The 24,622-nt window shown below is 73.9% G+C and carries 22 protein-coding genes and 3 pseudogenes; 12 read left to right on the top strand and 13 right to left on the bottom strand.

The annotated features are described in order from the left end of the window. Positions 1-54: 54 nt before the first annotated feature. Positions 55-573: an Lrp/AsnC family transcriptional regulator gene (locus tag NEH16_RS27615; RefSeq protein ID WP_073968956.1), complete on the top strand. Its 519-nt coding sequence runs from the start codon at positions 55-57 to the stop codon at positions 571-573. Positions 574-611: 38 nt separating this feature from the next. Beyond that, positions 612-2,297 (top strand): DUF885 domain-containing protein, encoded by a 1,686-nt coding sequence (locus NEH16_RS27610; protein WP_265545618.1) that lies wholly within the window; start codon positions 612-614, stop codon positions 2,295-2,297. Positions 2,298-2,343: 46 nt separating this feature from the next. On the opposite strand, the gene NEH16_RS27605 is transcribed toward NEH16_RS27610, so the two are convergent. Beyond that, positions 2,344-2,832, bottom strand: a complete 489-nt coding sequence (locus NEH16_RS27605; protein ID WP_265545616.1) for a rhodanese-like domain-containing protein — start codon at positions 2,830-2,832, stop codon at positions 2,344-2,346. Between the two features lie 93 nt (positions 2,833-2,925). Here NEH16_RS27605 and NEH16_RS27600 point away from each other — a divergent pair, with 93 nt between their 5' ends. Beyond that, the gene (locus NEH16_RS27600) at positions 2,926-3,372 is read left to right on the top strand and encodes an Lrp/AsnC family transcriptional regulator (RefSeq protein ID WP_265545614.1); all 447 of its coding nucleotides are present in this window, start codon (positions 2,926-2,928) and stop codon (positions 3,370-3,372) included. Here the strand turns inward: NEH16_RS27600 and NEH16_RS27595 are convergent. From NEH16_RS27595 to NEH16_RS27585, 3 genes and pseudogenes are all read right to left on the bottom strand, one after another. Beyond that, positions 3,362-6,558: pseudogene (locus NEH16_RS27595) on the bottom strand (AAA family ATPase). The gene NEH16_RS27600 and the pseudogene NEH16_RS27595 sit on opposite strands and share 11 nt — an antisense overlap. Then, positions 6,555-7,721 carry an exonuclease SbcCD subunit D gene (locus NEH16_RS27590; protein WP_265545611.1) on the bottom strand — a complete coding sequence of 389 codons (1,167 nt, stop codon included), beginning with the start codon at positions 7,719-7,721 and terminating at the stop codon, positions 6,555-6,557. The pseudogene NEH16_RS27595 and the gene NEH16_RS27590 overlap by 4 nt, the downstream one beginning before the upstream one ends. A gap of 150 nt (positions 7,722-7,871) precedes the next feature. Continuing rightward, on the bottom strand, positions 7,872-8,498 hold the full coding sequence (locus tag NEH16_RS27585) for a YigZ family protein (RefSeq protein ID WP_265545609.1): 627 nt from the start codon (positions 8,496-8,498) through the stop codon (positions 7,872-7,874). A 59-nt stretch (positions 8,499-8,557) separates the two neighbouring features. Between NEH16_RS27585 and NEH16_RS27580 the strand changes: the two genes are divergently transcribed. Next, a complete protein-coding gene (locus tag NEH16_RS27580; protein ID WP_265545608.1) occupies positions 8,558-8,965 on the top strand; it encodes a CoA-binding protein in 408 nt (135 codons plus the stop codon). Here the strand turns inward: NEH16_RS27580 and NEH16_RS27575 are convergent. Next, a complete protein-coding gene (locus tag NEH16_RS27575; protein WP_265545607.1) occupies positions 8,962-9,534 on the bottom strand; it encodes a YbaK/EbsC family protein in 573 nt (190 codons plus the stop codon). The genes NEH16_RS27580 and NEH16_RS27575 overlap by 4 nt on opposite strands. A 43-nt stretch (positions 9,535-9,577) precedes the next feature. Next, positions 9,578-10,150, bottom strand: coding sequence for a helix-turn-helix domain-containing protein (locus NEH16_RS27570; RefSeq protein ID WP_265545605.1), 573 nt, complete (start codon positions 10,148-10,150; stop codon positions 9,578-9,580). Between the two features lie 92 nt (positions 10,151-10,242). Between NEH16_RS27570 and NEH16_RS27565 the strand changes: the two genes are divergently transcribed. Continuing rightward, a complete protein-coding gene (locus NEH16_RS27565) occupies positions 10,243-11,109 on the top strand; it encodes an EamA family transporter (RefSeq protein ID WP_265545603.1) in 867 nt (288 codons plus the stop codon). Between the two features lie 5 nt (positions 11,110-11,114). Here the strand turns inward: NEH16_RS27565 and NEH16_RS27560 are convergent, their stop codons facing one another. After that, entirely contained in the window at positions 11,115-11,852 is a 738-nt protein-coding gene (locus NEH16_RS27560) for an acyltransferase (RefSeq protein WP_265545601.1), read from the bottom strand. Between the two features lie 139 nt (positions 11,853-11,991). On the opposite strand from NEH16_RS27560, the gene NEH16_RS27555 reads away from it, so the two are divergent. Beyond that, entirely contained in the window at positions 11,992-12,522 is a 531-nt protein-coding gene (locus NEH16_RS27555) for a gamma carbonic anhydrase family protein (RefSeq protein WP_073968967.1), read from the top strand. A 7-nt stretch (positions 12,523-12,529) separates the two neighbouring features. Here the strand turns inward: NEH16_RS27555 and NEH16_RS27550 are convergent, their stop codons facing one another. Together NEH16_RS27550 and NEH16_RS27545 are read right to left on the bottom strand one after the other, a co-directional pair. Further along, the gene (locus NEH16_RS27550; protein ID WP_265545599.1) at positions 12,530-13,195 is read right to left on the bottom strand and encodes a DedA family protein; all 666 of its coding nucleotides are present in this window, start codon (positions 13,193-13,195) and stop codon (positions 12,530-12,532) included. Positions 13,196-13,329: 134 nt separating this feature from the next. Beyond that, positions 13,330-13,767, bottom strand: coding sequence for a DUF4442 domain-containing protein (locus NEH16_RS27545; RefSeq protein ID WP_073968969.1), 438 nt, complete (start codon positions 13,765-13,767; stop codon positions 13,330-13,332). Positions 13,768-13,922: 155 nt separating this feature from the next. On the opposite strand from NEH16_RS27545, the gene NEH16_RS27540 reads away from it, so the two are divergent. After that, positions 13,923-15,014, top strand: a complete 1,092-nt coding sequence (locus NEH16_RS27540; RefSeq protein ID WP_265545597.1) for a hypothetical protein — start codon at positions 13,923-13,925, stop codon at positions 15,012-15,014. 54 nt (positions 15,015-15,068) lie between these two features. Continuing rightward, the gene (locus NEH16_RS27535) at positions 15,069-16,382 is read left to right on the top strand and encodes an MFS transporter (protein WP_265545595.1); all 1,314 of its coding nucleotides are present in this window, start codon (positions 15,069-15,071) and stop codon (positions 16,380-16,382) included. Here NEH16_RS27535 and NEH16_RS27530 read toward each other — a convergent pair. Continuing rightward, positions 16,344-17,189 (bottom strand): spermidine synthase, encoded by an 846-nt coding sequence (locus tag NEH16_RS27530; protein ID WP_265545593.1) that lies wholly within the window; start codon positions 17,187-17,189, stop codon positions 16,344-16,346. The two genes, NEH16_RS27535 and NEH16_RS27530, sit on opposite strands and share 39 nt — an antisense overlap. Before the next feature lie 79 nt (positions 17,190-17,268). Beyond that, positions 17,269-18,438, bottom strand: a complete 1,170-nt coding sequence (tuf, locus tag NEH16_RS27525; RefSeq protein ID WP_265545592.1) for an elongation factor Tu — start codon at positions 18,436-18,438, stop codon at positions 17,269-17,271. Positions 18,439-18,803: 365 nt separating this feature from the next. On the opposite strand from tuf, the pseudogene NEH16_RS27520 reads away from it, so the two are divergent. Beyond that, positions 18,804-19,513, top strand: a pseudogene (locus tag NEH16_RS27520) (TVP38/TMEM64 family protein). Between the two features lie 187 nt (positions 19,514-19,700). Next, positions 19,701-20,573, top strand: coding sequence for an undecaprenyl-diphosphate phosphatase (locus NEH16_RS27515; RefSeq protein WP_073968975.1), 873 nt, complete (start codon positions 19,701-19,703; stop codon positions 20,571-20,573). A gap of 47 nt (positions 20,574-20,620) precedes the next feature. Here the strand turns inward: NEH16_RS27515 and NEH16_RS27510 are convergent, their stop codons facing one another. Further along, the gene (locus NEH16_RS27510; RefSeq protein ID WP_199879199.1) at positions 20,621-20,998 is read right to left on the bottom strand and encodes a hypothetical protein; all 378 of its coding nucleotides are present in this window, start codon (positions 20,996-20,998) and stop codon (positions 20,621-20,623) included. Between the two features lie 151 nt (positions 20,999-21,149). Between NEH16_RS27510 and NEH16_RS27505 the strand changes: the two are divergent. Next, positions 21,150-22,018 (top strand): annotated as a pseudogene (locus NEH16_RS27505) (universal stress protein). Between the two features lie 108 nt (positions 22,019-22,126). Further along, the gene (gene lnt, locus NEH16_RS27500; RefSeq protein ID WP_265545590.1) at positions 22,127-23,707 is read left to right on the top strand and encodes an apolipoprotein N-acyltransferase; all 1,581 of its coding nucleotides are present in this window, start codon (positions 22,127-22,129) and stop codon (positions 23,705-23,707) included. Here lnt and NEH16_RS27495 read toward each other — a convergent pair. Continuing rightward, positions 23,704-24,603, bottom strand: coding sequence for a Gfo/Idh/MocA family protein (locus tag NEH16_RS27495; RefSeq protein ID WP_265545588.1), 900 nt, complete (start codon positions 24,601-24,603; stop codon positions 23,704-23,706). The genes lnt and NEH16_RS27495 overlap by 4 nt on opposite strands. Positions 24,604-24,622: the final 19 nt, after the last annotated feature.

Genomic DNA, 24,622 nt, shown 5'->3' with positions numbered 1-24,622 from the left:
CACTCTGAACGCTCACCGGAAGGTGCGGCCCAAAGGCCGTGCTACGTTCGCCGAATGACTGAATCCGTCGCTCTCGACACGGTCGATCTGCACATTCTGCGGCTGTTGCAGAACGACGCCCGGACCACGTACCGGGAGCTGGCGGCCGAGGTCGGCGTGGCGCCCTCGACGTGTCTGGACCGGGTGGCCCGCCTGCGCCGCACCGGTGTCATCCTCGGTCACCAGCTGCGGCTGGATCCGGCCAGACTCGGCCGGGGTCTGGAGGCGCTGCTGTCCGTACAGGTACGGCCGCACCGACGGGAGCTGATCGGGCCGTTCGTGGAGCGGATCAGGTCGCTGCCGGAGTCCCGGGCCCTGTTCCATCTGACCGGCCCCGACGACTATCTGGTGCATGTGGCCGTGGCGGACACGGCCGATCTGCAACGGCTCGTGCTGGACGAGTTCACCTCGCGGCGCGAAGTGGCCCGGGTGGAGACGCGGTTGATCTTCCAGCAGTGGGAGTGCGGACCGCTGCTCCCACCGGTGCCGGGGGTGACGGTTCCGGCCCCCGGTCAGGTCCGTCCCGCCGATTGATAGTGACGCGAGGGCCCTCCCCGTACGAGGATGTACGCATGTCTGACTCTTCCAGCAGCGCACTGCCGCGCCAGATCGCCGACGCCTACGTCGACGCCTTCATCGAACTCGACCCGATCTCCGGCACCTACCTCGGTGTCGCGGCAAGTTCGCGCCGCCTTCCCGACTTCTCCCCCGCCGGCCAGGAACAACTGGCCGCGCTGGCCCGGGACACGCTCGCCCGGCTCGACCGCGCGGAGCAGCTGCCCGGGGCCGCCGAGGACGCCGAGCGCCGCTGCGGCCGGCTGCTGCGGGAGCGGCTGACGGCCGAACTCGCCGTGCACGAGGCGGACGAGGCGCTGCGGGCCGTCTCCAACCTGCACTCCCCCGCGCACTCGATCCGTGAGGTGTTCACGGTGACGCCGACCGAGACGGACGAGGACTGGGCGGCCGTCGTGGAGCGGCTGCGGGCCGTTCCGGCGGCGCTCGCCGGCTACCAGGAGTCCCTGGCGCTCGGTCTGGAACGCAAGCTGCACGGCGGTCCGCGTGCCACCGCCACGTTCCTCGGGCAGCTGGACGAGTGGGTCGGCGACGGCACGAACGGCTTCTTCCGGGACTTCGCGGCCGGCGGCCCGGACAGCCTGCGCGCGGAGCTGGACGAGGCCGCCGCGCAGGCCACCGGCGCGCTGGACGAGCTGCGCCACTGGATGCGCGAGGTGTACGCCCCCGGGATCGAGGGCGAGCCCGACACGGTGGGCCGTGAGCGGTACGCCCGCTGGTCGCGCTACTTCAACGGCACGGACCTGGATCTGGACGAGGCGTACGCGTACGGCTGGTCCGAATACCACCGGCTGCTCGCCGAGATGAAGACCGAGGCCGAGAAGGTGCTGCCGGGCGCGGGCCCCTGGGAGGCGCTGGCCCATCTCGATGTGCACGGCAAGCACATCGAGGGCGTGGACGAGGTCCAGGCGTGGCTCCAGGGCCTGATGGACGAGGCGATCGACGCGCTGGACGGGACGCACTTCGAACTGGCCGAGCGGGTGCGCCGGGTGGAGTCGCGGATCGCGCCGCCCGGCGGCGCCGCCGCCCCGTACTACACGGGCCCCTCCGAGGACTTCTCGCGGCCCGGCCGCACCTGGCTGCCGACCATGGGCGAGACCCGCTTCCCGGTGTACGACCTGGTGTCCACCTGGTACCACGAGGGCGTGCCCGGTCACCACCTCCAGCTCGCCCAGTGGGCGCACGTGGCGGAGAGCCTGTCGCGCTACCAGGCGTCGATCGGCATCGTCAGCGCCAACGCCGAGGGCTGGGCGCTGTACGCGGAGCGGCTGATGGACGAGCTGGGCTTCCTGCCCGACGCGGAGCGCCGGCTCGGCTATCTGGACGCGCAGATGATGCGCGCCTGCCGGGTGATCGTGGACATCGGCATGCATGTGGGCCTGGAGATCCCGGCCGACTCGCCGTTCCACCCGGGTGAGCGGTGGACGCCGGAGCTGGCGCAGGAGTTCTTCGGCAACCACAGCGGCCGGCCCGCCGACTTCGTGGAGAGCGAGCTGACCCGCTACCTCTCGATGCCGGGCCAGGCCATCGGCTACAAGCTGGGCGAGCGCGCCTGGCTGTTGGGCCGGGAGAACGCCCGGAAGGCGCACGGTGACGCCTTCGACCTCAAGGCGTGGCACATGGCGGCCCTGTCCCAGGGCCCGCTGGGTCTGGACGACCTGGTGGACGAGCTGTCGAAGCTCTGACCGGGTGCGGCCGGGCCCGGGGTGCCGTCCCCGGGCCCGGCCGCCGTCAGCAGCCGCAGTCGTCCGTGCCGGCCGGCGCGGTCAGCGGGTCGGCGGCGCGCCTCCCTTCCCCCTCCCAGGTCTCGTACGGGAATCCCTCGCGCGCCCAGTACTCGAAGCCGCCGAGCATCTCCTTGACCCGGTAACCGAGCCTGGCCAGGGCGAGGGCGGCGCGGGTGGCGCCGTTGCAGCCGGGTCCCCAGCAGTACGTGACCACCGGCACGGCCGGGTCGAGGAGCCGGGGTGCCTGCTCGGCGACGAGCGCGGTCGGCAGGTGCAGGGCGCCCGGGATGTGCCCCTGGTCCCAGGACTCGGTGGACCGGGAATCGAGCAGGACGAAGCCGGGGTCTCCCCCGGCGGCCAGGGCCGCCGCGACGTCCGAGACATCGGCGTGGAAGGCGAGCGAGGCTCCGAAGTAGGCGACGGCGTCGGCGGGTTCGGCGGGCGGCACGCTCAGGACCGGGTGGGCGGCGAGGGCGCCGGGCTGGGGAGTCATGCCTGAAAATCTATGATCGGCGCGCCAGGTCCGGAAGGCGAGATCCCCGGCAGCGGCCTTGACCTGCCGGGGATTCCACGGTTCTCTGCCCGAATGAGCGACTATTCCCCGGACGCCACCGACTGGCGCATTCTCGACGTGCTGCAACGCGAGGGCCGCGCCTCGTTCGCGGAGCTGGCGCGGGCGGTGGCCATGTCGCCGAGCGCCGTGACGGAGCGGGTCCGCCGGCTCGAGGAGACCGGGGTCATCAGCGGTTACGCGGCCGTGGTCGATCCGGAACGGCTCGGGCTGCCGATCCTCGCCTTCGTACGGCTGCGGTATCCGAACGGCAACTACAAGCCGTTCCACGACCTCCTCGACACCACGCCGGAGATCGTGGAGGCCCATCACGTCACCGGCGACGACTGCTTCGTGCTCAAGGTGACGGCCCGCTCGATGAGCCATCTGGAGACCGTCTCCGGGAAGATCGGCGCCCTGGGCTCCGTCACCACGAGCGTCGTCTACTCCTCGCCGCTGCCGGGGCGGCCGATCAGCCGCTGAGCCCGTCCGCCCCGGAGCGGAGCCGCACGGCCGAGCCGTGCCGCTCCTTCACCACCTCCAGCTGGGCGGGGATGCGGCGGCGCAGGTCCGCGACATGGCTGACGATGCCGACGCTGCGGTCCCGTTCGCGCAGCGAGTCGAGCACGTCGAGCACTTCGTCCAGCGTCTGGTCGTCCAGACTGCCGAACCCCTCGTCGATGAACAGGGTGTCCAGGCGTACGCCTCCGGCCTCGTCGGTCACGACGTCGGCGAGGCCGAGCGCCAGGGCCAGCGAGGCGAAGAACGTCTCGCCGCCGGAGAGCGTGGCGGTGTCGCGCTCGCGGCCGGTCCAGGCGTCGATGACGTGTAGGCCGAGCCCCGCCCTGCGGCCGCCGGTGCGGGCGTCGGAGTGGACGAGCTGGTAGCGGCCCGAGGACATCCGCCGCAACCGGGCGGTGGCCGCCGCCGCGACCTGTTCCAGCCGGGCCGCGAGCACGTAGGACTCCAGGCGCATCTTGCGCGCGTTGTCCGCCGAGGTGCCGGCGGTGAGCCCGGCGAGCCGGGCGACGCGTTCGTGCTCCTCGCGCACGGGGCCCAGCGCGCGCACCTCGTCCGCCACGCGGCGGGAGAGCCTGGCGAGTTCGGTACGGCGTTCCCGCGCCGCGTCCAGGCCGGCGGCGGCTTCGCGGAGCGCGCGCTCGGCCCGGTCGAAGTGCTCCCGGGCGGCTTCGGGGGCGGCGGGCGGGCGGTTCGCGGCGTCCCGGGCGTCGGTCTCGGCGAGCCGGTCGGCGACGGCGGCGGCCTCGGCCTGCCAGGCGTCGACGCGGTGCTGGAGCGTACGCTGCGCCGCGTCGTCCAGCAGGGTCGCGGCGGCGGCCTCCGGCGTCTCGAACCCGGCCCGGAAGGCGGCGTCCGCGAGCCGGTCGTCGGCCTCCTTCAGCCGTGCCGCCGCGCTCTCCTCCTCGCGCACCGCCCCGCCCGCCCCGGCGAGCAGGGCGACCCGTCGCTGAACCACGGCGGCGTGCTCGGCGACGCTCGGGTACCCCCGCGCGCCCGGTCCAGCGCGGCGTCGATGTCCGTCTGCTCCCGGTCCAGCGACTCGCGCCGCGAGGTCCGGGCGGCACCCCGCTGCCCGACCCGCTGCCGCTCCTCGGACCGCCGCCGGTGCTCCCGCTCGGCGCCGGCGAGCGCTTCCCGGGCGGAGTGCGCTCCGGCGGCGAGGCGGTACGCCTCGGCGTGCTCGGCGGCGAGGCCGGCCACGAGGTCGGCGAGCGCGGCGACGGTGGGGTCGCTCTCGGGGGCCGCGCCCCCGGTCGGCCGGGAATCGCCCGGCCGGGCGCCTGTGCCTGTGCCCCCGCCGGAGCCCGACGCCACATCGACGGCGGGAGCGGATGCGGGGGCGGTGTCGGAGGCGGCCGTGCCATCTGTCGGGGCGCCGGTGTCCGGGCGCGCCTCCGCGTCGGTAGCGGCGGCCCCCGCCGCCTCCGCGCGGGCCGTCGCGTGGCGTTCGCGTACCAGTGCCAGGGACTGCTCCGCCGTGGCGCGGGCCCGTTCCGCGTCGCGGTGGGCGCGTTCGGCGGCTTCCTCCGCCGCGCGGTCCACATGCCCGTCGCCGGGGCGGGCCGGGTCCGGGTGGTCCGTCGCGCCGCAGACCGCGCAGGCGGTGCCGTCGGCCAGCTGGGCGGCGAGTTCGGCGGCGATGTCGCGCAGGCGGCGCTCGCGCAGGTCGAGCCAGAACTCGTGGGCGGCGGCGGCGTGTTCCCGGGCGGCGGTCAGCGCCTGCCCGGCCGTGGCCGCCTCGGCGGCCAGTGCGTCGCGGCGGCGCGCCGCGTCGAGGCGGCGGCGGGCCGGGTCGAGCCGGCGGGCCAGGAGTTCGGTGCGGGTGGCGGCTTCGAGGGCGGCGTCCAGGCGGGCCTGGAGGTCCTGCCGGGTGGTCTCCCAGCCGGCGAGCCAGCCCTCCGCGTCCCGGACCAGCTCCTCGTCGGCCCTGGCCTGCCGGTCCAGGGCGGCGCGCTCCTCGGAGATCTCGGCCGCCCGCTGCTCGGCGCGCCGGGCCGACTCCAGGCCGCCCAGGTCCTCGCGGAGCCGGTGCTCCAGGGCCGCCAGCTGCTCGGCGCCCGCGTCGGCCAGGGTCTCGGGCAGCCGGGACCGGGCCCGGTCCCGCTCCTCGCGCGCCCGCCGGTACGCCCGCTCCGCGGCCTCGCGCAGATCGAGGGCCGGACCGACGAGGTCCGCCTTCCGGGCGCGCGCGAGGCGGTCCCGCGCCTCCTCGCAGGCGGCGCGGCCGGCCTCCACGGCGTCGGCGCGGCGCCGGGTCTCGGCGTACCGCTGCTGGAGCGCGGCGAGCTCCCGTTCGGCGTCCAGGGCGATGCGGGCGGCGGCGTGCCGGCGTTCCGCCGTGGCCAGGACCGACGCGGCGATGTCGCAGCGTTCGCCGGCACCGCTGCGGGCGGTCGCGGCCCACCCGAGGACCGCGTCCGCGAGGCCGGGGTCGCCGGGCTGGACGTCCGGCAGCGGGCACTCGCGGGCGGCGGGCCCGGCGGCCTGGGCGATGCGCTGGGCGAGCGCGAGGATCTGGTCGTCACCGGCCTTGACCTGCGCCTCGGCCGTCCGGCGCAGCTCGGCGAGGCGCTCCTCGACGGCCGCGAAGCGCCGGGTGTCGAAGAGCCGGCCGAGGAGCCGCCCGCGCGCCTCCGCGTCGGCGCGCAGGAAGCGGGCGAAGTCGCCCTGGGGCAGCAGGACCACCTGGCAGAACTGCTCGCGGCTCATGCCGACGAGCTGGGTGATCTCCTCGCCGATCTCCTGGTGCGACCGGCTGAGCGCCCGCCAGCCGTCCTCGGGGTCGTACTCGCGGAGCCAGCTCTGCGCCTTCTCCGTGGTGTGGCCGCCGCCCCGCTTCTTCGGGCGGGGCTGGGCCGGGCGGCGGGTGATCTCCAGGCGGCGCCCGCCGACGGTGAGGTCGAGCAGGACCTCGGTCGGCAGGTCCGCCGGGGCGTGGTCGCTGCGCAGCGAGGTGCCGGGGCTCTGCCGGGCGCCGGGCACGGCTCCGTAGAGGGCGTAGCAGACGGCGTCCAGGACGGAGGTCTTCCCGGCTCCGGTCGGTCCGTGGAGCAGGAAGAGGCCGGCGGCGGAGAGCGCGTCGAAGTCGATCTCCTGGGTGGCGCCGAAGGGGCCGAAGGCGGTGACGCGGAGGGTGTGGAGCCTCACCGGTTCACCTCGCGCAGGCCGTCGTCCACCCGGACGTGGTCGAAGGCGCCCCGCAGCACCGCCCGCTCCCGCTCGTCGGTCCCCGTGCCGCCGCGCACATGGGCCACGAAGTCCTCCGCGATGGTCTGGTCGTCGCGGCCGCGCAGCCGGCGGGCGTACGAGAGTTCCGGGTCGTCGGGTGCCCGGTCCGGTTCGAAGACGAGGGCGAGGGTGTGCGGGAAGCGCTCGGTGAGGCGGGCCATGGGGTCGGCGGGGCGGACCGGGTCGGTGAGGGTGGCCTCCACCCAGGCGTCCTCGTGGCGGTCGAGCGCGGGGTCGTCGAGGAGGTCGTCCAGCCGGCCGTGCAGCCGGGCGAGGCGGCGGGGCACCGGGCAGTCGATCCGTTCACCGGTGACCGCCCCGGAGGCGTCCAGGTCGATGAGCCACATGGTCTTGCGGTGGGTGGCCTCGGAGAACGAGTAGGCGAGCGGGGAGCCGGAGTACCGGACGCGGTCGGTGACGGCCTGGCAGCCGTGGAGGTGGCCGAGCGCCACGTAGTCGACGCCGTCGAAGACCGCGGCCGGGACCGCGGCGACGCCGCCGACGGTGATGTCGCGCTCGCTGTCGCTGGGCTCGCCGCCGGCGACGAAGGCGTGGGCGAGGACGACGGACCGGGTGGCGTCGGGCCGTTGGGCGAGGTCGGCGCGGACGCGGTCCATGGCGGCGGTGAGCACGGCCTCGTGCCCGGCGCGCTCGGCCTTGAAGACGTCCTTGACCAGGGCCGGTTCCAGGTAGGGCAGCCCGTAGAACGCCACGTCGCCGTGTGCGTCGGGGATGACGACGGGCGTCGCGCAGTGCGCGGGGTCGGTGCGCAGGTGGATGCCGGCCCGGCCGATGAGCCCGGCGCCGACGCCGAGGCGGCGGGCGGAGTCGTGGTTGCCGGAGATCATCACCGTGGGCACCCCGGCGGCGGCGAGCCGGTGCAGGGCGTCGTCGAAGAGTTTGACGGCGCTGAGCGGCGGTACCGCCCTGTCGTACACGTCACCCGCCACCACGACGACGTCGACCTCGCGCTCGGCGACGGTGGCGACCAGGTGGTCGAGGTAGGCGGCCTGGGCGTCGAGCAGGGGGACCCGGTGGAAGGACCGGCCGAGGTGCCAGTCCGATGTGTGCAGAATCCTCAAGACCCGGCTCCGGTCCGCATGCGCTTCCTCCGCCCCTGTGCCCTCACGCCCCACAGTCTCCCATCCCGCCGGGGAGCCACGGCCGCAACCGGGAAGTCCCGCCCGGCAGCGACGCGCGGCCAGACTCTCCGCCCCCGGCACCCGGCCGCGTCACGCGTCGTCGTACGCCTCGCCGCCCAGCTCCACCCGCGCCTCGCCCGCCGTCGCGTCGGCCAGCCAGCGGCGGAACGCCTCGACGTCGGCGTCCGGCAGCGCGATCTCGATGGTCACGTCGGCCCCGTACCGGACCTCGCGCACGGTCCGTCCGGTGGCGCGCAGTTCGTTCTCCAGCCGGCCGGCCCGCTGGTGGCCGACGGTGACCGCGGCGAGCCGGAAGCGGCGGCGGGTGCGGGTGCCGAGGGCGTCGAGGGCTTCCCCGACCACTCCCCCGTACGCCCTGATCAGCCCGCCGGCGCCGAGCTTCACGCCGCCGTAGTAGCGGGTGACGACGGCGACGGCGTAGCAGACCTCGCGGCGGGTGAGCATCTGGAGCATGGGGACTCCGGCGGTGCCGCCGGGCTCGCCGTCGTCGCTCGCCTTCTGTACGGAGGAGTCCGCGCCGATCACGTACGCGTAGCAGTTGTGCGTGGCGGTCGGGTGCTCCCTGCGGACGCGGGCGATGAACTCCTGCGCCTCCTCCTCGGTGGCCGCGGGAGCGAGCGCGCAGATGAAGCGTGACCGGTTGATCTCGCTCTCGTGCACGCCCGCGCGGGCGACGGTCCGGTACTCCTCCTGCATCCCGCCACCCTATGCGCACCTGCGGGAATGACCGGGGCGGGCCGCCGGTTGTGCGGTGCATGTACGCAGACACGGAGACGATCCGCAGGATCCTGGAAGACACCGGCGACACCTGGGCGGTCGTCGGCCTGTCCAACAACAGCTCGCGCGCGGCCTACGGGGTCGCCGAGGTGCTTCAGCGCTTCGGCAAGCGCGTGGTCCCGGTGCACCCGAAGGCGGAGCGGGTGCACGGCGAGGAGGGGTACGCCTCGCTGGCGGACATCCCGTTCCCGGTGGACGTGGTCGACGTCTTCGTCAACAGCGAGCTGGCGGGCGCGGTCGCCGACGAGGCGGTCGCCAAGGGCGCCCGGGCCGTCTGGTTCCAGCTCGGCGTGGTGGACGAGCAGGCGTACGAACGCACCCGGGCGGCCGGCCTGGACATGGTCATGGACCGCTGCCCCGCCATCGAGATCCCGAAGCTGGGCTAGGACGCTTCCGGGGCGCGCACGCCCAGGCCGTCGAGGATCACCGCGCCCGGCAGGGCGCCCAGCGCCTTGCCGGTCACGATCAGCTTGCCCCGGCGCGAGCCGCTGCCGATGAGGACCCACTCCTCGTCCACGACGGCGGAGTCGATCAGCAGCGGCCAGGCGGCGGGGAGCCCGATCGGCGTGATGCCGCCGTACTCCATGCCGGTCTCTCCGACCGCCGTGTCCATCGAGGCGAAGCGCGCCTTGCGCAGGCCGAGGTGCTTGCGGGCGACGCCGTTCACATCGACGCGGGAGTGCGAGAGGACCAGGCAGGCGGCGAGGGTGACGTCGGCGCCGCGCTTGCCGGACAGGACGACGCAGTTCGCCGAGTGGTCCAGCAGGTCCGCCCCGTGGTGGGCGACGAAGGCCGCGGTGTCCGCGATCTCCGGGTCGGTGTCGACGTGCAGGACCTGGTCGGGGGCGATGCCGCCCCAGCCCGTGCGCACCGCCTCGGCCACCGGTGCGGTGAGCAGGTCCTGACGGTCGACGGCGGGGCTGGCGTTCTCGAAGGAGCCGATGGGTGCGCGCATGCGCGTCACGCTAACAGCGCCGTACGCGGGGGCGTGCGGCGTCTCATCCAACGGGCGGAACGCTTACGGCCATGGTGAGTTCGACCGGTTCGGTGCCGTCGTTGCGGTAGCCGTGGGGGTGGTGCGCCTCGAAGGTGGCGGAGGTGCCGGCGCCCATCTCGTAGGGGGTGTCCGCGACGACGAGCGTGAGCGTTCCGGCGGTGACGTGGAGGAGTTCGACCGTGCCCTCGGGGTGCGGGTCGGAGCGGCTGCCCTCCCCGGGCATCAGCCGCCAGGCACAGAGTTCGAACGGGCCCCGGGCGTCCGTGCCGACCAGGAGCGTGGTCGAGCTGCCCGCGTCGGTGGACCAGAGGCGGACGGTCTGGTCCGGGGGGACGAGACGGACCGGGGAGCCCTGTTCGTAGTCGAGCAGGGTGGTGATGCTGACGCCGAGCGCGTCGGCGAGCTTGACCGTGGTGCCGACGCTGGGATTGGTGCGGGCCTGCTCGATCTGGATGATCATGCCGCGGCTGACTCCGGCACGGGCCGCCAACTGGTCCAGGGTGAAGCCCCGTTCACCGCGCCACCGCTTGAGATTGCGCGCGAGGGACTGGGTCAGCTGATCGAGGTCAGTCACATTCCGTCCAATATTCTGTATGACATAGTTCAGCATCCTGCACTACGGTGCGGTGTACCCACCCGTCCGCCGCACTGTACTGCGAGGCCCCCATGACCGCGTTGTTCGCCCTGGCCACCAGCCTCCTGTGGGGGCTGGCCGACTTCGGGGGCGGCCTGCTGACCCGGCGTACGCCCGCGCTCACCGTGGTCGTGGTCTCGCAGGTCATCACGGCCGCGGTACTGGGCGTGATCGTCACCGCCACGGGCGGCTGGAGCGAGGCGGGGCCCCGGCTCTGGTACGCGGTCGCGGCGGGGGTCGTCGGACCGGTGGCGATGCTCTGCTTCTACCAGGCGCTCGCCCTCGGCCCGATGGGCGTGGTCTCCCCGCTCGGCTCGCTCGGCGTGGCCGTTCCGGTGGGTGTCGGGCTGATCGCCGGGGAGCGCCCGGACCTCCTCCAGGGCGCCGGGGTCGCGGTGGCCGTCGCGGGTGTGGTGCTGGCGGGCGGCCCGCAGCTGCGCGGGGCGCCGGTGCAGCGGCGGGCGGTCCTGCTGACCCTGGTGGCGGCCTTCGGCTTCGGGGGCGTGATGTCGCTGATCGCCCATGCGTCGACCACGGTGACCGGGCTGTTCCTCGCCCTGTTCGTGCAGCGCGTCACCAACGTGGCGGTGGGCGGCGGGGCGTTGTACGTCTCCGTGCGGCGCGGCGGCCGGGCGCTGCCCGAGGCCGGGGGCGCCGCGGCGGTCCGGGCGGCGCTGCCGGCGCTGGCTTTCGTCGGCCTCGCGGACGTCGCGGCCAACGGCACGTACTCCCTGGCCGCCCAGCACGGCCCGGTCACCGTGGCCGCTGTGCTCGCCTCGCTCTACCCGGTGGTGACGGCGCTGGCCGCGCGCGGGTTCCTGAAGGAGCGGTTGCGGGGCGTCCAGGCGGCGGGGGCGGGGCTGGCCCTGGTGGGCACGGTGCTGCTCGCGACGGGGTAGGGCGGTCAGCCTTCGTCGAGCTGGGCCACGGCGAGGAGTTGTTCCGGGGTGACGCCCTCGGGGATCGGGACCGGGGCCGGCGTCCGCAGGGGCGGCTGCCAGCCCTTCTCCTCGTCCCAGCCGCGTACGACACGGGCGGGCGCTCCGGCCACCACCGCCCGGTCGGGCACCTCGCCCCGGACCACCGCCCCGGCGGCCACGACGACGTTCCGGCCGAGGCGGGCGCCGGGCAGGATCACCGCACCGGTGCCGATCCAGCAGCCGGGTCCGATGGAGACTGGCTCCATCCGGGGCCACTGCTTGCCGACCGGCTGGTGCGGGTCGTCGTAGCTGTGGTTGGTCGAGGTGATGTAGACGTACGGACCGCAGTACGTGTCCGCCCCTATGGTCACCGTCGTGTCGGCGACGACATGGCTGCCCCGGCCGAGGACGACACCGTCGCCCAGGGTGAGGATCGGGTCGGGCCCGAGGTCCAGGTCGGGCATGAGGCCCGCGGTGAGCGTGACCTGTTCGCCGATGACGCAGTGGTCGCCGAGCCGGATCCACGGCTCCCCGAAGACCGTGCCCTGCGGGAACGCCAGCCGCGTGCCCTCGCCGATCCGGGCGAACCGCAGCCCTCCGGGGTGCTCGGCGGTGACCGCGCCCGCCTCGCGCGCCCAGCGCCAGCAGCGGTGGACGGCCCCGGACAGGGCACGCCGCCGCCAGGCGGTCAGGGGGGCGAACGGGCTTCGGTTCTTCGGCACGCGCTCACCGTAAGCCGCACCCACCGGGCGGGCGGCGGGACCGGCCTGTGATCTTCACCCCAACAGGGGTCCTGCCCGCCGCGTCGCATACGGTTTCCCCGGCGGCGACCGACGGCACCGGAGCACGGAGGAACGGGCGATGGCGGAGCAGGCGATGATCATGGGCATCGGCGGCAAGGAGCCCGTCATCGACGCGGAGGCGTTCACCGCCCCGACGTCGGTGGCGATCGGCGACATCACCATGGCGGCGGGCTCCAGCCTCTGGTATCAGGCGGTGTTGCGCGCGGACTGCGGGCCCATCGTGATCGGCGCGGACTCCAACATCCAGGACAACTGCAGCGTCCACGTCGACCCCGGCTTCACGGTGACGGTCGGCGAGCGGGTCTCGGTCGGCCACAACGCGGTCCTGCACGGCTGCACCATCGAGGACGACGTCCTCATCGGCATGGGGGCCACCGTCCTCAACGGCGCGCACATCGGCGCGGGCTCGCTGGTCGCGGCGCAGGCCCTCGTACCGCAGGGGATGCGGGTGCCGCCGGGGTCGCTGGTCGCGGGCGTCCCGGCGAAGGTGAAGCGGCAGCTGACCGAGGAGGAGCTGGAGGGCGTCCGCTTCAACGCGGTGGGTTATGTGGAGCTGGCCAAGGCCCACCGCGAGGCCTGCGAGGGCTGAGGCCCGCTCAGTCCGCGACCGGTACGGTGTCCGGTTCGGGCTCGGCCGCCTCGGCGGCGGAGTGCGCGGCGGCGGCCTTCTTGGCACGGTTCTTCAGGATCAGCATGGAGGCGAGGCCGATCAGGACCGCGATGGCCAGGCCCAGGTAGGAGAAGCGCTTGAGCCATGCCTCGGCGACGACGCCCACGGAGTAGATGACGGCCGTCGTGCCGCCCGCCCAGGCGATCCCGCCGAGCACGTTGGCGATGAGGAACTTCCAGTACGGCATGTGCAGCACACCGGCCAGCGGACCGGCGAAGATGCGCAGCAGGGCGACGAAGCGGCCGAAGAACACGGCCCACATGCCCCACTTCTGGAAGGAGCGCTCGGCCAGGCCGATCTGGCTCTCACCGAAGTGCTTGGGGAACTTCCCGCCGAGCCAGGCCAGCAGCGGCCGCCCGCCCTTGCGGCCGATCGCGTAACCGATCGAGTCCCCGATCACGGCTCCGGCGGTGGCGCAGGCGCCGAGGATCCAGGGGTTGATGCCGTCGTGGCTCGCGGCCAGCAGCGCGGCGCTGACCAGGACGATCTCGCCGGGCAGCGGGATGCCCAGGCTCTCCAGCCCGATGACGGCGCCCACCAGGATGTAGACGCTGATCGCGGGGACGGTCTCCAGCCACTCCTGGATGTGCAACGCCGTTTCCTTACGTGTGATGGCCTGTCGCCCGCCGGACACTCATCGGCGCACCGCGGGAAGCCTACCCTCAGCCTCACGGAGGCGGACAGCGCGAAGGGCCGCCGATGGGGGCGGCCCTTCGCGTCGTACGGTCAGGAGTTGGGGCGCAGCGTCCAGATCACGGTCATCTCACCGGTCACGGCGCCGTCGCCGCGCCGGATCTCCACGGTCACCGGGAACTCGGGGCGCTCGCCCGCGTCGAGTTCGGCGACGACCTCGGCGGCGGGGCGGCCGAGGACGGCGGTCGCGGTGACCTCGCCCATGGCCAGCTTCCGGTAGCCGATCTCGGCGCTGACCGCGAGCGGTACGGCCCGGGAGAGCTGGTCGCCGAAGGCGGCGATGACGATGGCGCCGCTCGCCGACTCGGCCAGCGTGAACATCGCTCCGGCGTGCGGTCCGCCGACGTGGTTGTGGTAGTCGGCCTGGTCCGGCATGCGGACCACCGCGCGGTCGGCGGTGGACTCCAGGAATTCGAGGTTGAGGGTCCGGACCATGGGGACCGTCGCGGCCAGCATCTCGCCCGCGGTCATCTGTTCAGCGCTCATGAACGGGATGTTACTCATGGGTAGGCAGCTTTGGCCATGCCTCCGGGACACTCACCGGCCGGGCGGCGCCCGCTCCTTCACCGTTCGCACACGGGGGCGGACGTAGCACGCCGGGCGGGGCCCCTCTATCGTTACTCGCCATGTGGCCAGGACAGCAGCCGCCCGGGGGCGAGCAGAACCCGCAGGACCAGAACCAGAACCCGTACCAGCAGCCGGGATACCAGCAGCCGAACCCCTATCAGCAGCCGGGGTACCAGCAGCCGGGCCAGCCGGGCCAGCCGGGCCAGCCCGGTTACGGCTACCCGCAGCAGGGCGGGCAAGGGGGGTACGGGCAGCCCAACCCGTACCAGCAGCCGACGGTTCCGCAGTACGCGGTGCCCGGTCCTCCCGGCGACCCGCAGCCGGGCAACGACAAGAAGAAGACGACGGTCGTCGCCATCGTCGCGGCGACCGCGGTCGTGGTGGCCGCCGCGGTCACCGGTGTCGTCGTGCTGAACAAGGACGACGACAAGGACGGCAAGAACGTCGCCGACGACAAGAAGTCGTCCGCGCCCGCCAAGCCGTCCGCGTCCGCCTCCGCCTCGCCCGAGGACAACCCGCGCGGCGGCGAGGACGCCAAGCCGCAGATCGCGGGCTGGAAGGTCGTGACGAACCCCAAGTGGGGCACCCAGTTCGACGTGCCGGGCGACTGGGAGGTCTCCCCGCCCACCACGCAGTCCTTCTTCGAGGACGAGAAGAAGAACGACGGGCTGCCGCTCATCGGGTTCAGCGCGCCGGCGGACCTCAAGCAGGAGTGGTGCACCGACGACGCCGACAAGGACGGCACCAAGGACAGGTACAGCCTGGCCGGCACCGGCACCCGGGGCGCGCAGGGCGCCACGGACGCCGACGTGAACGCCCGTAACGAGGCGGGCACCTGGGCCTGGGCCGCGTTCGCGCAGCACATGCCGAAGAAGACCATCAAGATCAGCAAGGCCAAGCAGTACACCACCAAGTCGGGGCTGACCGGGAGCCTGGTCACGGCGACCGCGCCCAACGTCACCAAGCGCTCCAAGTGCAGCAGCGACGGCAAGACGTACGCCTTCACGTTCAAGAACAAGAAGAACGAGTTCGCCTCGTGGGTGCTGTACGCGGCGGCGGGCGTGGACGACGAGCTGCCGAACGCGACGATCGAGAAGATCCTCAGCACCGTGCGCCTGGTGCCCGTCGTCGACCCGGACGGCGATTCCTGACCCCGGTCCGGCAACTCATTTGCACAACGGGGCGGCGGCCGCGATAGTCCCTGGGTGACCGAAGCAGCCGCCCCCGCCCCCCGCACCACCCGACCCGTCCCGGCGGGCCGCAACTACCGGCTGCTGACCGCCGCCTCGATCATCACCGCCCTGGGCACCCACGGCGCGCTGATCGCGGCGGCGTTCGCGGTTCTCCAGGCGGGCGGCGACGGCGGTGACGTCGGTCTCGTCGCCGCGGCCAGGACGGTGCCGCTGGTGCTGTTCCTCCTCATCGGCGGGGCGATAGCCGACCGGTTGCCGCGCCACCGGGTGATGGTCGCGGCCAACACCCTCAACTGCGTCTCGCAGGGCCTCTTCGCCCTCCTGGTCCTGGCCGGCGACCCGAAGCTGTGGCAGATGATGCTGCTCACCGCGCTCTGCGGGACCGGGCAGGCGTTCTTCAGTCCGGCGGCCGAGGGCATGCTGATGTCGAGCGTCAGCGGCGAACAGGCGAGCCGGGCCTTCGCGCTCTTCCGGATGTCCACCCAGGGCGCCGCGATCGGCGGTGCCGCCCTCGGCGGGGCCATGATCGCGGCGATGGACCCCGGCTGGGTGCTCGCCGTCGACGCGGCGGCCTTCGCGGTCGCCGGAGCCCTGCGCGCCTTCCTCGACGTCAGCCACATCCCGGCCCGTGAGCCCGGCGGCGGGCTGCTCGCGGATCTGCGGGACGGCTGGAAGGAGTTCACGGGCCGCCCGTGGCTCTGGTCCATCGTCGCCCAGTTCTCCGTGGTGGTCGCCGCCGTCGGGGCCGCCGAGGCGGTCTACGGGCCGCTGGTCGCCCGCGACGAGCTGGGCGGCGCCCGGCCGTGGGGCTTCGCGCTCGCCGCGTTCGGCGTCGGCAACATCGCGGGGGCGCTGCTGATGATGCGGTGGAAGCCGCGCCGGCTGCTGCTGGCCGGGACGCTCTGCGTCTTCCCGCTGGCCCTGCCGTCGGCCGGGCTCGCGGTGCCGCTGTCGGCGAGCTGGCTCTGCCTGGTGATGTTCGTCAGCGGTACGGCGATCGAGGTGTTCGGCGTCTCCTGGATGACGGCCATGCACCAGGAGATCCCGGAGGAGAAGCTGTCGCGCGTCTCCGCCTACGACTGGTTCGGCTCGGTGGCCATGGTGCCGGTCGCCACCGCCCTCGCCGGACCGGTCGAGTCCCTGGTCGGGCGCTCCGAGGCGCTGTGGGGGTGCGCGGGCCTGGTGGTGCTCGTCACGGGTCTCGTGCTGTTCGTTCCGGATGTACGCAATCTGACCCGCCGGACCGAGACGGTCGAGGTGGCCGCCGCCCCGCTCCTGCCGCCCACCTCAGCCGATGCCGAAGGCGCCGTCGGGCGGCTCGGGTGAGCCCACCGCGTCCTCGTCCCCGACCGGCCGGGCGCCGTTGACGAACGCGGCCAGCGGATCGCCGTGCTCCACCCGCGCCGGGAACGCGTCCGCCGCGCACCGGCGGGCCAGCGCCGCCGTGTCGAACGGGGCCCGGGAGGCGACCAGGACCACATTGCCGAAGCGGCGTCCGCGCAGTACGCCCGGCTCCGCGATCAGCGCCAGCTCACCGAAGACCGCCGCGAAGGTGGCCAGCTGTGAGCGCAGGAAGCCGAACGGCGGCCCGTCGGCCAGGTTCGCGGCGTAGATCCCGTCCGGCCGCAGGGCCCGCGCCGCCGCCCGGGCGTACGGGACCGAGGTGAGGTGGGCGGGGACCCGGGACCCGCCGAAGACGTCCGCGATCAGCAGGTCCACCGAGCCGGGGGCGGTGTCCTCCAGCAGGGCGCGGGCGTCCGCCGCGTGCACGGTGATCCCGGAGTCGGCGGGCAGCGGCAGGTGCTCCGCGACGAGGCCGAGCAGCCCGCGGTCCGCGTCCGCCACCTCCTGCCGGGAGCCGGGGCGGGTGGCCGCGACATAGCGGGGCAGGGTGAGGCCGCCGCCGCCCAGGTGCAGGACGTCCAGCGGCTCGCCCGGGTCCGCCGCGCAGTCCACGACGTGGCCGAGCCGGCGGGCGTACTCGAATTCCAGGTGCTCGGGCGCGTCGAGGTCGACGTAGGACTGCGGGGCGCCGTCGACCGTGAGCAGCCAGGCCCGTTCCCGGTCCACGTCCGGGAGGAGGCGTGCGGTGCCGTGGTCCACGTCCCGGACGACGGGTATCGACTCGTTCACTCCCCCATTGTGCGGGCTCCCGGTGGACGGGCCCGCCTCCCCCGGGGTCGGGGAAGACGGGCCCCAAGGCCGGTACGGCTCAGAGCAGCTCCGTGACCGTGCCGGCGCCGACGGTGCGGCCGCCCTCGCGGATCGCGAAGCCGAGGCCCGGCTCCAGCGGGATGTCCCGGCCCAGCTCGACGGTCATGGTGACCGTGTCGCCGGGCCGCGCGACCGCCGCCTCGCCCAGGTCCACGTCCCCGACCACGTCGGCCGTGCGGATGTAGAACTGCGGCCGGTACCCGGTGGTGACCGGGGTGGTGCGGCCGCCCTCGCGCCCCGACAGCACGTACACCCGCGCGGTGAAGCGCCGGCTGGGGGTGACGCTGCCCGGCGCCGCGACGACGTGGCCGCGGCGCACCCGGTCGCGCTCGACGCCGCGCAGGAGCAGCGCGACGTTGTCGCCGGCCTCGGCGGACTCCATCGGCTTGCCGAAGGTCTCCAGGCCGGTGACGACCGTCTCGATGTCCGGGCCGAGCACCGCCACCCGGTCCCCGACGCGGACCGTGCCGCGCTCCACGGCGCCGGTGACGACCGTGCCCCGGCCGGTGATGGTCAGGACGTTCTCCACCGGCAGCAGGAACGGCGCGTCGGTGTAGCGCACCGGCATCGGCACATAGGTGTCGACGGCGTCGAGCAGCGCCTCCACGGCCCCCGTCCAGCGTGGGTCGCCCTCCAGCGCCCGCAGCCCCGACACTCGTACGACGGGCACCGTGTCGCCGCCGTAGCCGTGCGCGGACAGCAGCTCGCGGACCTCCAGCTCGACCAGGTCGGTCAGCTCGGGGTCGCCCATGTCCGCCTTGTTGAGCGCGACCACGATGTGGTCGACGCCCACCTGGCGGGCGAGCAGGACGTGCTCGGCGGTCTGCGGCATGATCCCTTCGACCGCGGAGACGACGAGGATCGCCCCGTCGAGCTGGGCGGCCCCGGTGACCATGTTCTTGATGTAGTCGGCGTGGCCGGGCATGTCGATGTGCGCGTAGTGCCGGGTGCCGGTCTCGTACTCGACGTGCGCGATGTTGATGGTGATGCCGCGCTGCGCCTCCTCGGGCGCGCGGTCGATGCGGTCGAAGGGGACGAAGGTGCCGGTGCCGCGGTCGCTGAGCACCTTGGTGATGGCGGCGGTCAGGGTCGTCTTGCCGTGGTCGACGTGGCCCATGGTGCCGATGTTGAGGTGCGGCTTGGTGCGCACGTATGCCGTCTTGGGCATGGGTTCATTCCTTGGGATGCGAAGCGTGACGTGAGGACCCCGGGGCCCGGCCGACCCTCCCCTCGCGGGGTCCGCCGGACAGTCGGGGGAGGGTCAGCTTCGGGCGCCGCCGAGGGGCGCTGCGGCAGCGGTGACCGCTGCGGCGACGACTGCTGCGAGTGCGCACACGGCAGCCTTCGGCGCGTCCGCGACTGCGGACGGCGCTGCGAGGAAGGCGTACCGGAACATGCGCCGATCATCTCCGAGGGGGCGCCCGCCGTCGAGCGAATTACGGCGGGCCGTACGGGGATTGGGCGCGGGTCGCCGGGGAGGTCGGCGGAGGCACATTACGGCGATCACACACCTTTGTCGGTTACTCTCCCCGAATGCTCGACGTCGTCCCCGACACCCGGCCCGCCCCCGCCTCGCCGTGCGCTGCACGCGGGTGCTGCTGTCGCCGTGGTCCCGGCTCTCACTGCTCGTCGCCGTGCTGCTGGCCGCCGCCACGGCCATGCTGCTGCTCGAACCGCAGCGGCTGCTGGCCTCCGGGAGACTCGGGGAGCTGAGCGGCGGTTCCATGGCGGTGGTGCTCTTCGGGCTCGCGTACAGCGTCTGCACGGTGGCGTTCGTGCCGCGTCCGCTGCTGAACCTCGCGGCGGGAGCCCTGTTCGGGGCGCAGGCGGGGCTCGCGGCGGCGATCGGCGGGACGGTGCTGGGCGCGGGGGTCTCCTTCATGCTCGGCCGGGTCCTGGGCCAGGAAGCGCTGCGGACCCTGGTGCGGGGGCGCTGGCTGCGGGCGGCGGACGGGCAGCTGAGCCGGCACGGCTTCCGCTCGATGCTGGCGCTGCGGCTCTTCCCCGGCGTGCCGTTCGCCGCCGCCAACTACTGCGCGGCCGTCTCGCGCATGGGCTATCCGCCGTTCCTGGTGGCGACGGGCCTGGGCTCGATCCCGAACACCGCCGCCTATGTGGTGGCGGGCAGCGAGGCGTCGTCGCCGACCTCGCCCGCGTTCCTGGCGGCGATGGGCTTCATCGTGCTGACGGGGGCCGGAGCCGCCGTGGTCGCCTGGCGCCGCCGTCACCGCCTGGGCGGCTGAGGGCGGCGACGGGGCGGGGCGCGCGGGGGGTGTCGCCGGTCGTTCACCCGGGGGCGATACGCTGCCCGCGACCGACAGACGAGACAGGGCCCGGCCGGGCCCTGTTCTCGCGTGACCGCAAACCGCACGCCGCCTGCGCCCGACGCCGGCGGCCGGTGCACGAGTATCCCGGGATGGCCCAAGCCCCATGAGCTGGTTCGAATCGTTCGTCCTCGGCCTCGTCCAGGGACTGACCGAGTTCCTGCCGATCTCCTCCAGCGCGCATCTGCGGCTCACCGCGGCGTTCGCCGACTGGCAGGACCCGGGCGCGGCCTTCACCGCGATCACCCAGATCGGCACGGAGGCCGCGGTCCTCATCTACTTCCGCAAGGACATCGCGCGGATCGTCTCGGCGTGGTTCCGGTCGCTGACGGACCGTTCGATGCGCGGCGACCACGACGCCAAGATGGGGTGGCTGGTCATCGTCGGCTCCATCCCGATCGGCGTGCTGGGCCTGGCGTTCCAGGACCAGATCGAGGGCCCGTTCCGCGATCTGCGGCTGATCGCCACCACCCTGATCGTGATGGGCATCGTGCTCGGCGTCGCGGACCGGATGGCCGCCCGCGACGAGAAGGGCGGCAGGCACCGGGCCGGCAAGCAGCGCAAGACCCTGCGCGAACTGGGCGTCAAGGACGGCCTGATCTACGGCTGCTGCCAGGCGATGGCCCTCGTCCCCGGCGTCTCGCGGTCCGGCGCCACGATCAGCGGCGGTCTGCTGATGGGCTACACCCGGGAGGCGGCGGCGCGTTACTCGTTCCTGCTGGCGGTCCCGGCGGTGCTCGCCTCGGGCGTCTTCGAGCTGAAGGACGCGGGCGAGGGGCACGTCGCGTGGGGCCCGACGATCTTCGCGACGGTCATCGCGTTCGGGGTGGGATACGCGGTCATCGCCTGGTTCATGAAGTTCATCACGACGAAGAGCTTCATGCCGTTCGTGATCTACCGGATCGTCCTGGGCGTGCTGCTCTTCATTCTCGTCGGCGCGGGCGCGCTGTCCCCGCACGCGGGCGAGTCCGCGGGCTGACGTGCGTACGGTGCCGCCCCGGCCGTGACCGGGGGCGGCACCCCGCGTCAGATCTCCGCGTCGCCGGGGCCCTCGGCGCCGAACTGCTCGGCGCGCAGGGCGAGGTCCTGAAGGACGTCCGCCGAGGTGACGTCCGTCTGCCCGGAGTCGTGGACCTGGGCCAGCATGGCGAACGCCAGGGTGAACGCCCCGACGAGCTGTTCCACCGCGCCGCCGACCTCGCGTCCGACGACCACCACCACGTCCTCGACGGTGGCGTCCTCCGGGATGGCGATCCGGGGCATGGTCTCGTTGAGTAGGGCGGTCACCACGGTCGAGTCGGTGTCGGCGTCTTCGCGGTCCGGGTTCTCCTCCAGCAGCCGGCGCATCTCCCCCGCTTCGGTGAGGATGCCGACCACACGCTTCACCACTTCGCTCTGCTCCATACCGCGAGCATAGGCGCAGCCGGACCGGCCCAGAGGGACAACGACGTGCGAGGTCATGCCGTGCCGGGGCCCGGACGGCCGCCTCCGCCTCGGCACCGGTGCCCGCGCCGCCGTACCGTACGGAGCAGGTCCGGACGGCGGAGAGGAACCCATGAGCGGCACCGAGCTTCCCGTGATCGCGGCGGTCGACGGCTCCTCGCACAGCTGGGACGCGCTGGACTGGGCGGCCCGTGAGGCGGTCGTACGAGGATGGCCGCTGCTCGTCGTGCATGTGCGGCAGCTGGCCCGGCGCACCGACCAGGAGGTGCAGGAGCGGGAGGCGGGCGAGCTGCTGGCCTCGGCCGTGCGCCGGGTCGCGCAGGCCGCTCCGGGGCTGCGGCCCTCGACGCTCGCCCCGCTCGACTTCCCGTCGGCGGCGCTGGTCTCGCTGAGCCGGGACGCCTCGCTGCTGGTGCTCGGCTCGCGGGGCCTCGGCGGTTTCCGGTCCCTGATGCTGGGGTCCAACAGCCTGGCGACGGCGTCCATGGCGAAGTGCCCCGTGGTGATCGTGCACGGCGGCCGGGACGACGAGGAGCCGGACGGGGAGGGGCGGGCGAGGTCTTCCCGGACATCGTCGCCGGGGTGGCCTCCGACGAGAGCAGCGAAGGGGTGCTGGACTTCGCCTTCGAGACGGCGGCGGCGCACCCGGGCGCCCGGCTGCGGATCGTGCACGGCTGGACGATGTTCTCGTCGATGCTGTCCGGCGGGCCGGTCTTCGACCGGGACGCGGCGGCGGACGCGGCCGAGCGGTCGCTGGCCGAGCTGACGGCCGGCTGGCGGGCTCGCTATCCGCAGGTCGAGGTCATGAAGGAGCCGGTCAACGGCTCCGCGACCCGCACGCTGGTCACCGCGTCCGCGACGGCGTCGCTGACCGTCATCGGGCGGCGCCGGGGCGGTGAGTCGCTGGGCCTCGGGCTGTCGCCGGTGGCGCACACGACACTCACGCACGCGATGGGCCCGGTGGCCGTCGTCCCCTGCTGACGGCCGGGCCGCGTCCGCTGCCGCACACTGGGCAGAAGATCGGGACCGGACGGCGGACGGACCTGCCGGCGGACGGACCTGCCGTCGGGCGGGGCGAGGAGGTGCGGCATGGATGCGTGGACCGGATGGCGCGAGCGGGGCGCGCGCGTGCTGGACCGGACCACGGGGCGCGCGGCCGCCGCGCTGGTGGCCGGTGCGCTGCCGGCCCTGGCGTTCCCCGCGCCCTCGCTGTGGTGGTTCGCCTACGTCTGCCTGGTCCCGCTGCTGTTGCTGGTCCGGTCCGCCGGGACGGGGCGCATGGCGGCGCGGGACGCGTGGCTGGGCGGCACGGGTTACATGATCGCCGTGCACCACTGGCTGATGCCGAGCCTGCATGTGTTCATCGTGATCCTCGCGGCGCTGCTCGGTCTGCTGTGGGCGCCGTGGGGGCTGCTGGCGCACCGGCTGCTGCGGGGGCCGGTGAACGGGTGGGCGGCGGGCGCGGCGGTGGTCGTGGTGCCGTGCGGCTGGCTGATGATCGAGCTGGTGCGGTCCTGGGAGGCGCTGGGCGGTCCGTGGGGGCTGCTGGGGGCGAGCCAGTGGCAGGTGGAACCGGCGCTCCGGCTGGCCTCGGTGGGCGGGGTGTGGCTGGTGAGCCTGCTGGTGGTGGCGGTGAACACGGCGGTCACCGTGCTGCTGGTGCACTCCGCCGCGCGTGTCGTGGCCGCCGTGTCGCTCCTGGTGGGCGCGCTGGTGGTCGGTGCGGCCTGGGTGTGGGCGCCGCAGCCGGAACGGACGGGGACGGCCAGGGTGGCCGTCGTGCAGCCCGGGATCGTGGAGGGACCGGGCAGCATTCAGCGGCGGTTCGCCCTCAGCGAGGAGCTGACCCGGTCGCTCACCGGCCAGGGCGTCGACCTGGTGGTGTGGGGCGAGAGCAGCGTCGGCGTCGATCCGGTCCGGCGGCCGGACGTCACGGCCCGGCTGGCGGCGCTGTCGAAGGCGGTGGGCGCGGACGTCCTGGTGAACGTGGACGCCCGGCAGACCGATGCGGCGGGGCGCACCGGGATCTTCAAGAGCGCCGTGCTGGTCGGGCCGCAAGGGCTCACCGGGGACCGGTACGACAAGATGCGGCTGGTGCCGTTCGGTGAGTACATCCCGGCGCGGTCGGCGCTCGGCTGGGCGACCTCGATGGGCCGGGCGGCGGGTGAGGACCGGCTGCGCGGCACGGGCCCGGTCACGATGCGGGTGCCCGGTGCGGACGGGCTGCGCATCGGCCCGCTGGTCTGCTTCGAGTCCGCGTTCCCGGACATGAGCCGGCGTCTGGTCCGGGACGGGGCGGGGCTCCTGGTCGCCCAGTCGTCCACCTCGTCCTTCCAGCACGGCTGGGCCCCGGGCCAGCACGCCTCGCTCGGGGCGCTGCGGGCGGCTGAGAGCGGCCGCCCGATGGTGCACGCCACCCTCACGGGGGTGAGCGCGGTGTACGGCCCGCACGGCGAGGCGGTCGGACCCCGGCTCGCCACGGACACCAGCGGGACCGCGGTCTACGGGGTGCCGCTGGCCCGGGGCACGACGCTCTACGTACGCCTGGGCGACTGGGCGTTGTACGGGGCGCTGGGGGTGCTGGCGGTCTTCTGCGCGGCGGAGGGCGTACGAGGGGTGCGTGCCCGGAGGCGCACGCGGCCGGTGAGAACCGCGACGCAGGCTTCCTAGGGCGTGTTCAGCTCACGCAGGACGCGTTCGCACAGTTCGTGGGTCTCCAGGGCGTCCCGGGCGCTCAGCGGGTGGCCCTCGCGTACGGCGTCCAGGAAGGCCAGGACGGCCTGCTCGATGCCGCGCTGACGGGCCACCGGCACCCAGTCGCCGCGCCGGCGCACGCTCGGCTGGCCCTTGTGGTCGATGACCTCCGCGAGGTTGAGGACCTCGCGCTTGGAGTCCTGGCCGGAGACTTCGAGCCGCTCCTCGGTCGAGCCGCTGAGCCGGTTCATCGCGCCGATCGCGGTGAAGCCGTCGCCGGAGAGCTGGAGCACCACATGGTGCAGCAGACCGTCCACCAGCCGGCCGCTCACCACGGTGCGCTCGACCGGGCCGGGCGCCAGAAAGCGCAGGGTGTCCACGACGTGGATGAAGTCGTCGTACACCATGGTCCGGGGCTCCTCGGGGAGCCCGACCCGGTTCTTCTGCAGGAGGATCAGCTCGCGCGGGTGCTCCGCGCACTGGGCGTAGCCCGGGGCCAGCCGGCGGTTGAAGCCGACGGCGAGGCCGGTGGAGCGCGCCTCGGCCAGCTCCACCAGGCGGGTGGACTCCTCCAGCGTGTACGCGAGCGGCTTGTCTACGTACGTGGGGACGCCCGCGTCGAGCAGTCGGCCCACGATCTCGGGGTGGGCTGCCGTCGAGGCGTGCACGAACGCGGCGTCGAGCCCCTGGGCGAGCAGCGAGTCCAGATCCTGGTGGCACCGGTCGGCCGGGATGCGGTGGGCGGCGGCGACCTCGTCCAGGGTGGCCCGGGTGCGCGTCTGGAGGTGGAGTTCGATGCCCGGCAGGGTGCCGAGCACCGGCAGGTACGCCTTCCGCGCGATGTCCCCGAGCCCGATGCAGCCGACCTTCACAGGGTGTTCCTCTCGCTGG

Origin of the sequence: Streptomyces drozdowiczii, assembly GCF_026167665.1 — a bacterium.
Lineage (GTDB): Bacteria > Actinomycetota > Actinomycetes > Streptomycetales > Streptomycetaceae > Streptomyces > Streptomyces drozdowiczii_A.
This window is presented reverse-complemented; position numbering and strand designations above follow the sequence as displayed.

What these genes read in the sequence shown, in the direction of transcription:
- NEH16_RS27615 (WP_073968956.1), top strand. Translation starts at nt 55, where the DNA reads ATGACTGAATCCGTCGCTCTCGACACGGTCGATCTGCACATTCTGCGG.
- NEH16_RS27610 (WP_265545618.1), top strand. Translation starts at nt 612, where the DNA reads ATGTCTGACTCTTCCAGCAGCGCACTGCCGCGCCAGATCGCCGACGCC.
- NEH16_RS27605 (WP_265545616.1), bottom strand. Translation starts at nt 2,832, where the DNA reads ATGACTCCCCAGCCCGGCGCCCTCGCCGCCCACCCGGTCCTGAGCGTG.
- NEH16_RS27600 (WP_265545614.1), top strand. Translation starts at nt 2,926, where the DNA reads ATGAGCGACTATTCCCCGGACGCCACCGACTGGCGCATTCTCGACGTG.
- NEH16_RS27585 (WP_265545609.1), bottom strand. Translation starts at nt 8,498, where the DNA reads ATGCAGGAGGAGTACCGGACCGTCGCCCGCGCGGGCGTGCACGAGAGC.
- NEH16_RS27580 (WP_265545608.1), top strand. Translation starts at nt 8,558, where the DNA reads ATGTACGCAGACACGGAGACGATCCGCAGGATCCTGGAAGACACCGGC.
- NEH16_RS27575 (WP_265545607.1), bottom strand. Translation starts at nt 9,534, where the DNA reads ATGCGCGCACCCATCGGCTCCTTCGAGAACGCCAGCCCCGCCGTCGAC.
- NEH16_RS27565 (WP_265545603.1), top strand. Translation starts at nt 10,243, where the DNA reads ATGACCGCGTTGTTCGCCCTGGCCACCAGCCTCCTGTGGGGGCTGGCC.
- NEH16_RS27555 (WP_073968967.1), top strand. Translation starts at nt 11,992, where the DNA reads ATGGCGGAGCAGGCGATGATCATGGGCATCGGCGGCAAGGAGCCCGTC.
- NEH16_RS27545 (WP_073968969.1), bottom strand. Translation starts at nt 13,767, where the DNA reads ATGACCGCGGGCGAGATGCTGGCCGCGACGGTCCCCATGGTCCGGACC.
- NEH16_RS27540 (WP_265545597.1), top strand. Translation starts at nt 13,923, where the DNA reads ATGTGGCCAGGACAGCAGCCGCCCGGGGGCGAGCAGAACCCGCAGGAC.
- tuf (WP_265545592.1), bottom strand. Translation starts at nt 18,438, where the DNA reads ATGCCCAAGACGGCATACGTGCGCACCAAGCCGCACCTCAACATCGGC.
- NEH16_RS27515 (WP_073968975.1), top strand. Translation starts at nt 19,701, where the DNA reads ATGAGCTGGTTCGAATCGTTCGTCCTCGGCCTCGTCCAGGGACTGACC.
- NEH16_RS27510 (WP_199879199.1), bottom strand. Translation starts at nt 20,998, where the DNA reads ATGGAGCAGAGCGAAGTGGTGAAGCGTGTGGTCGGCATCCTCACCGAA.
- lnt (WP_265545590.1), top strand. Translation starts at nt 22,127, where the DNA reads ATGGATGCGTGGACCGGATGGCGCGAGCGGGGCGCGCGCGTGCTGGAC.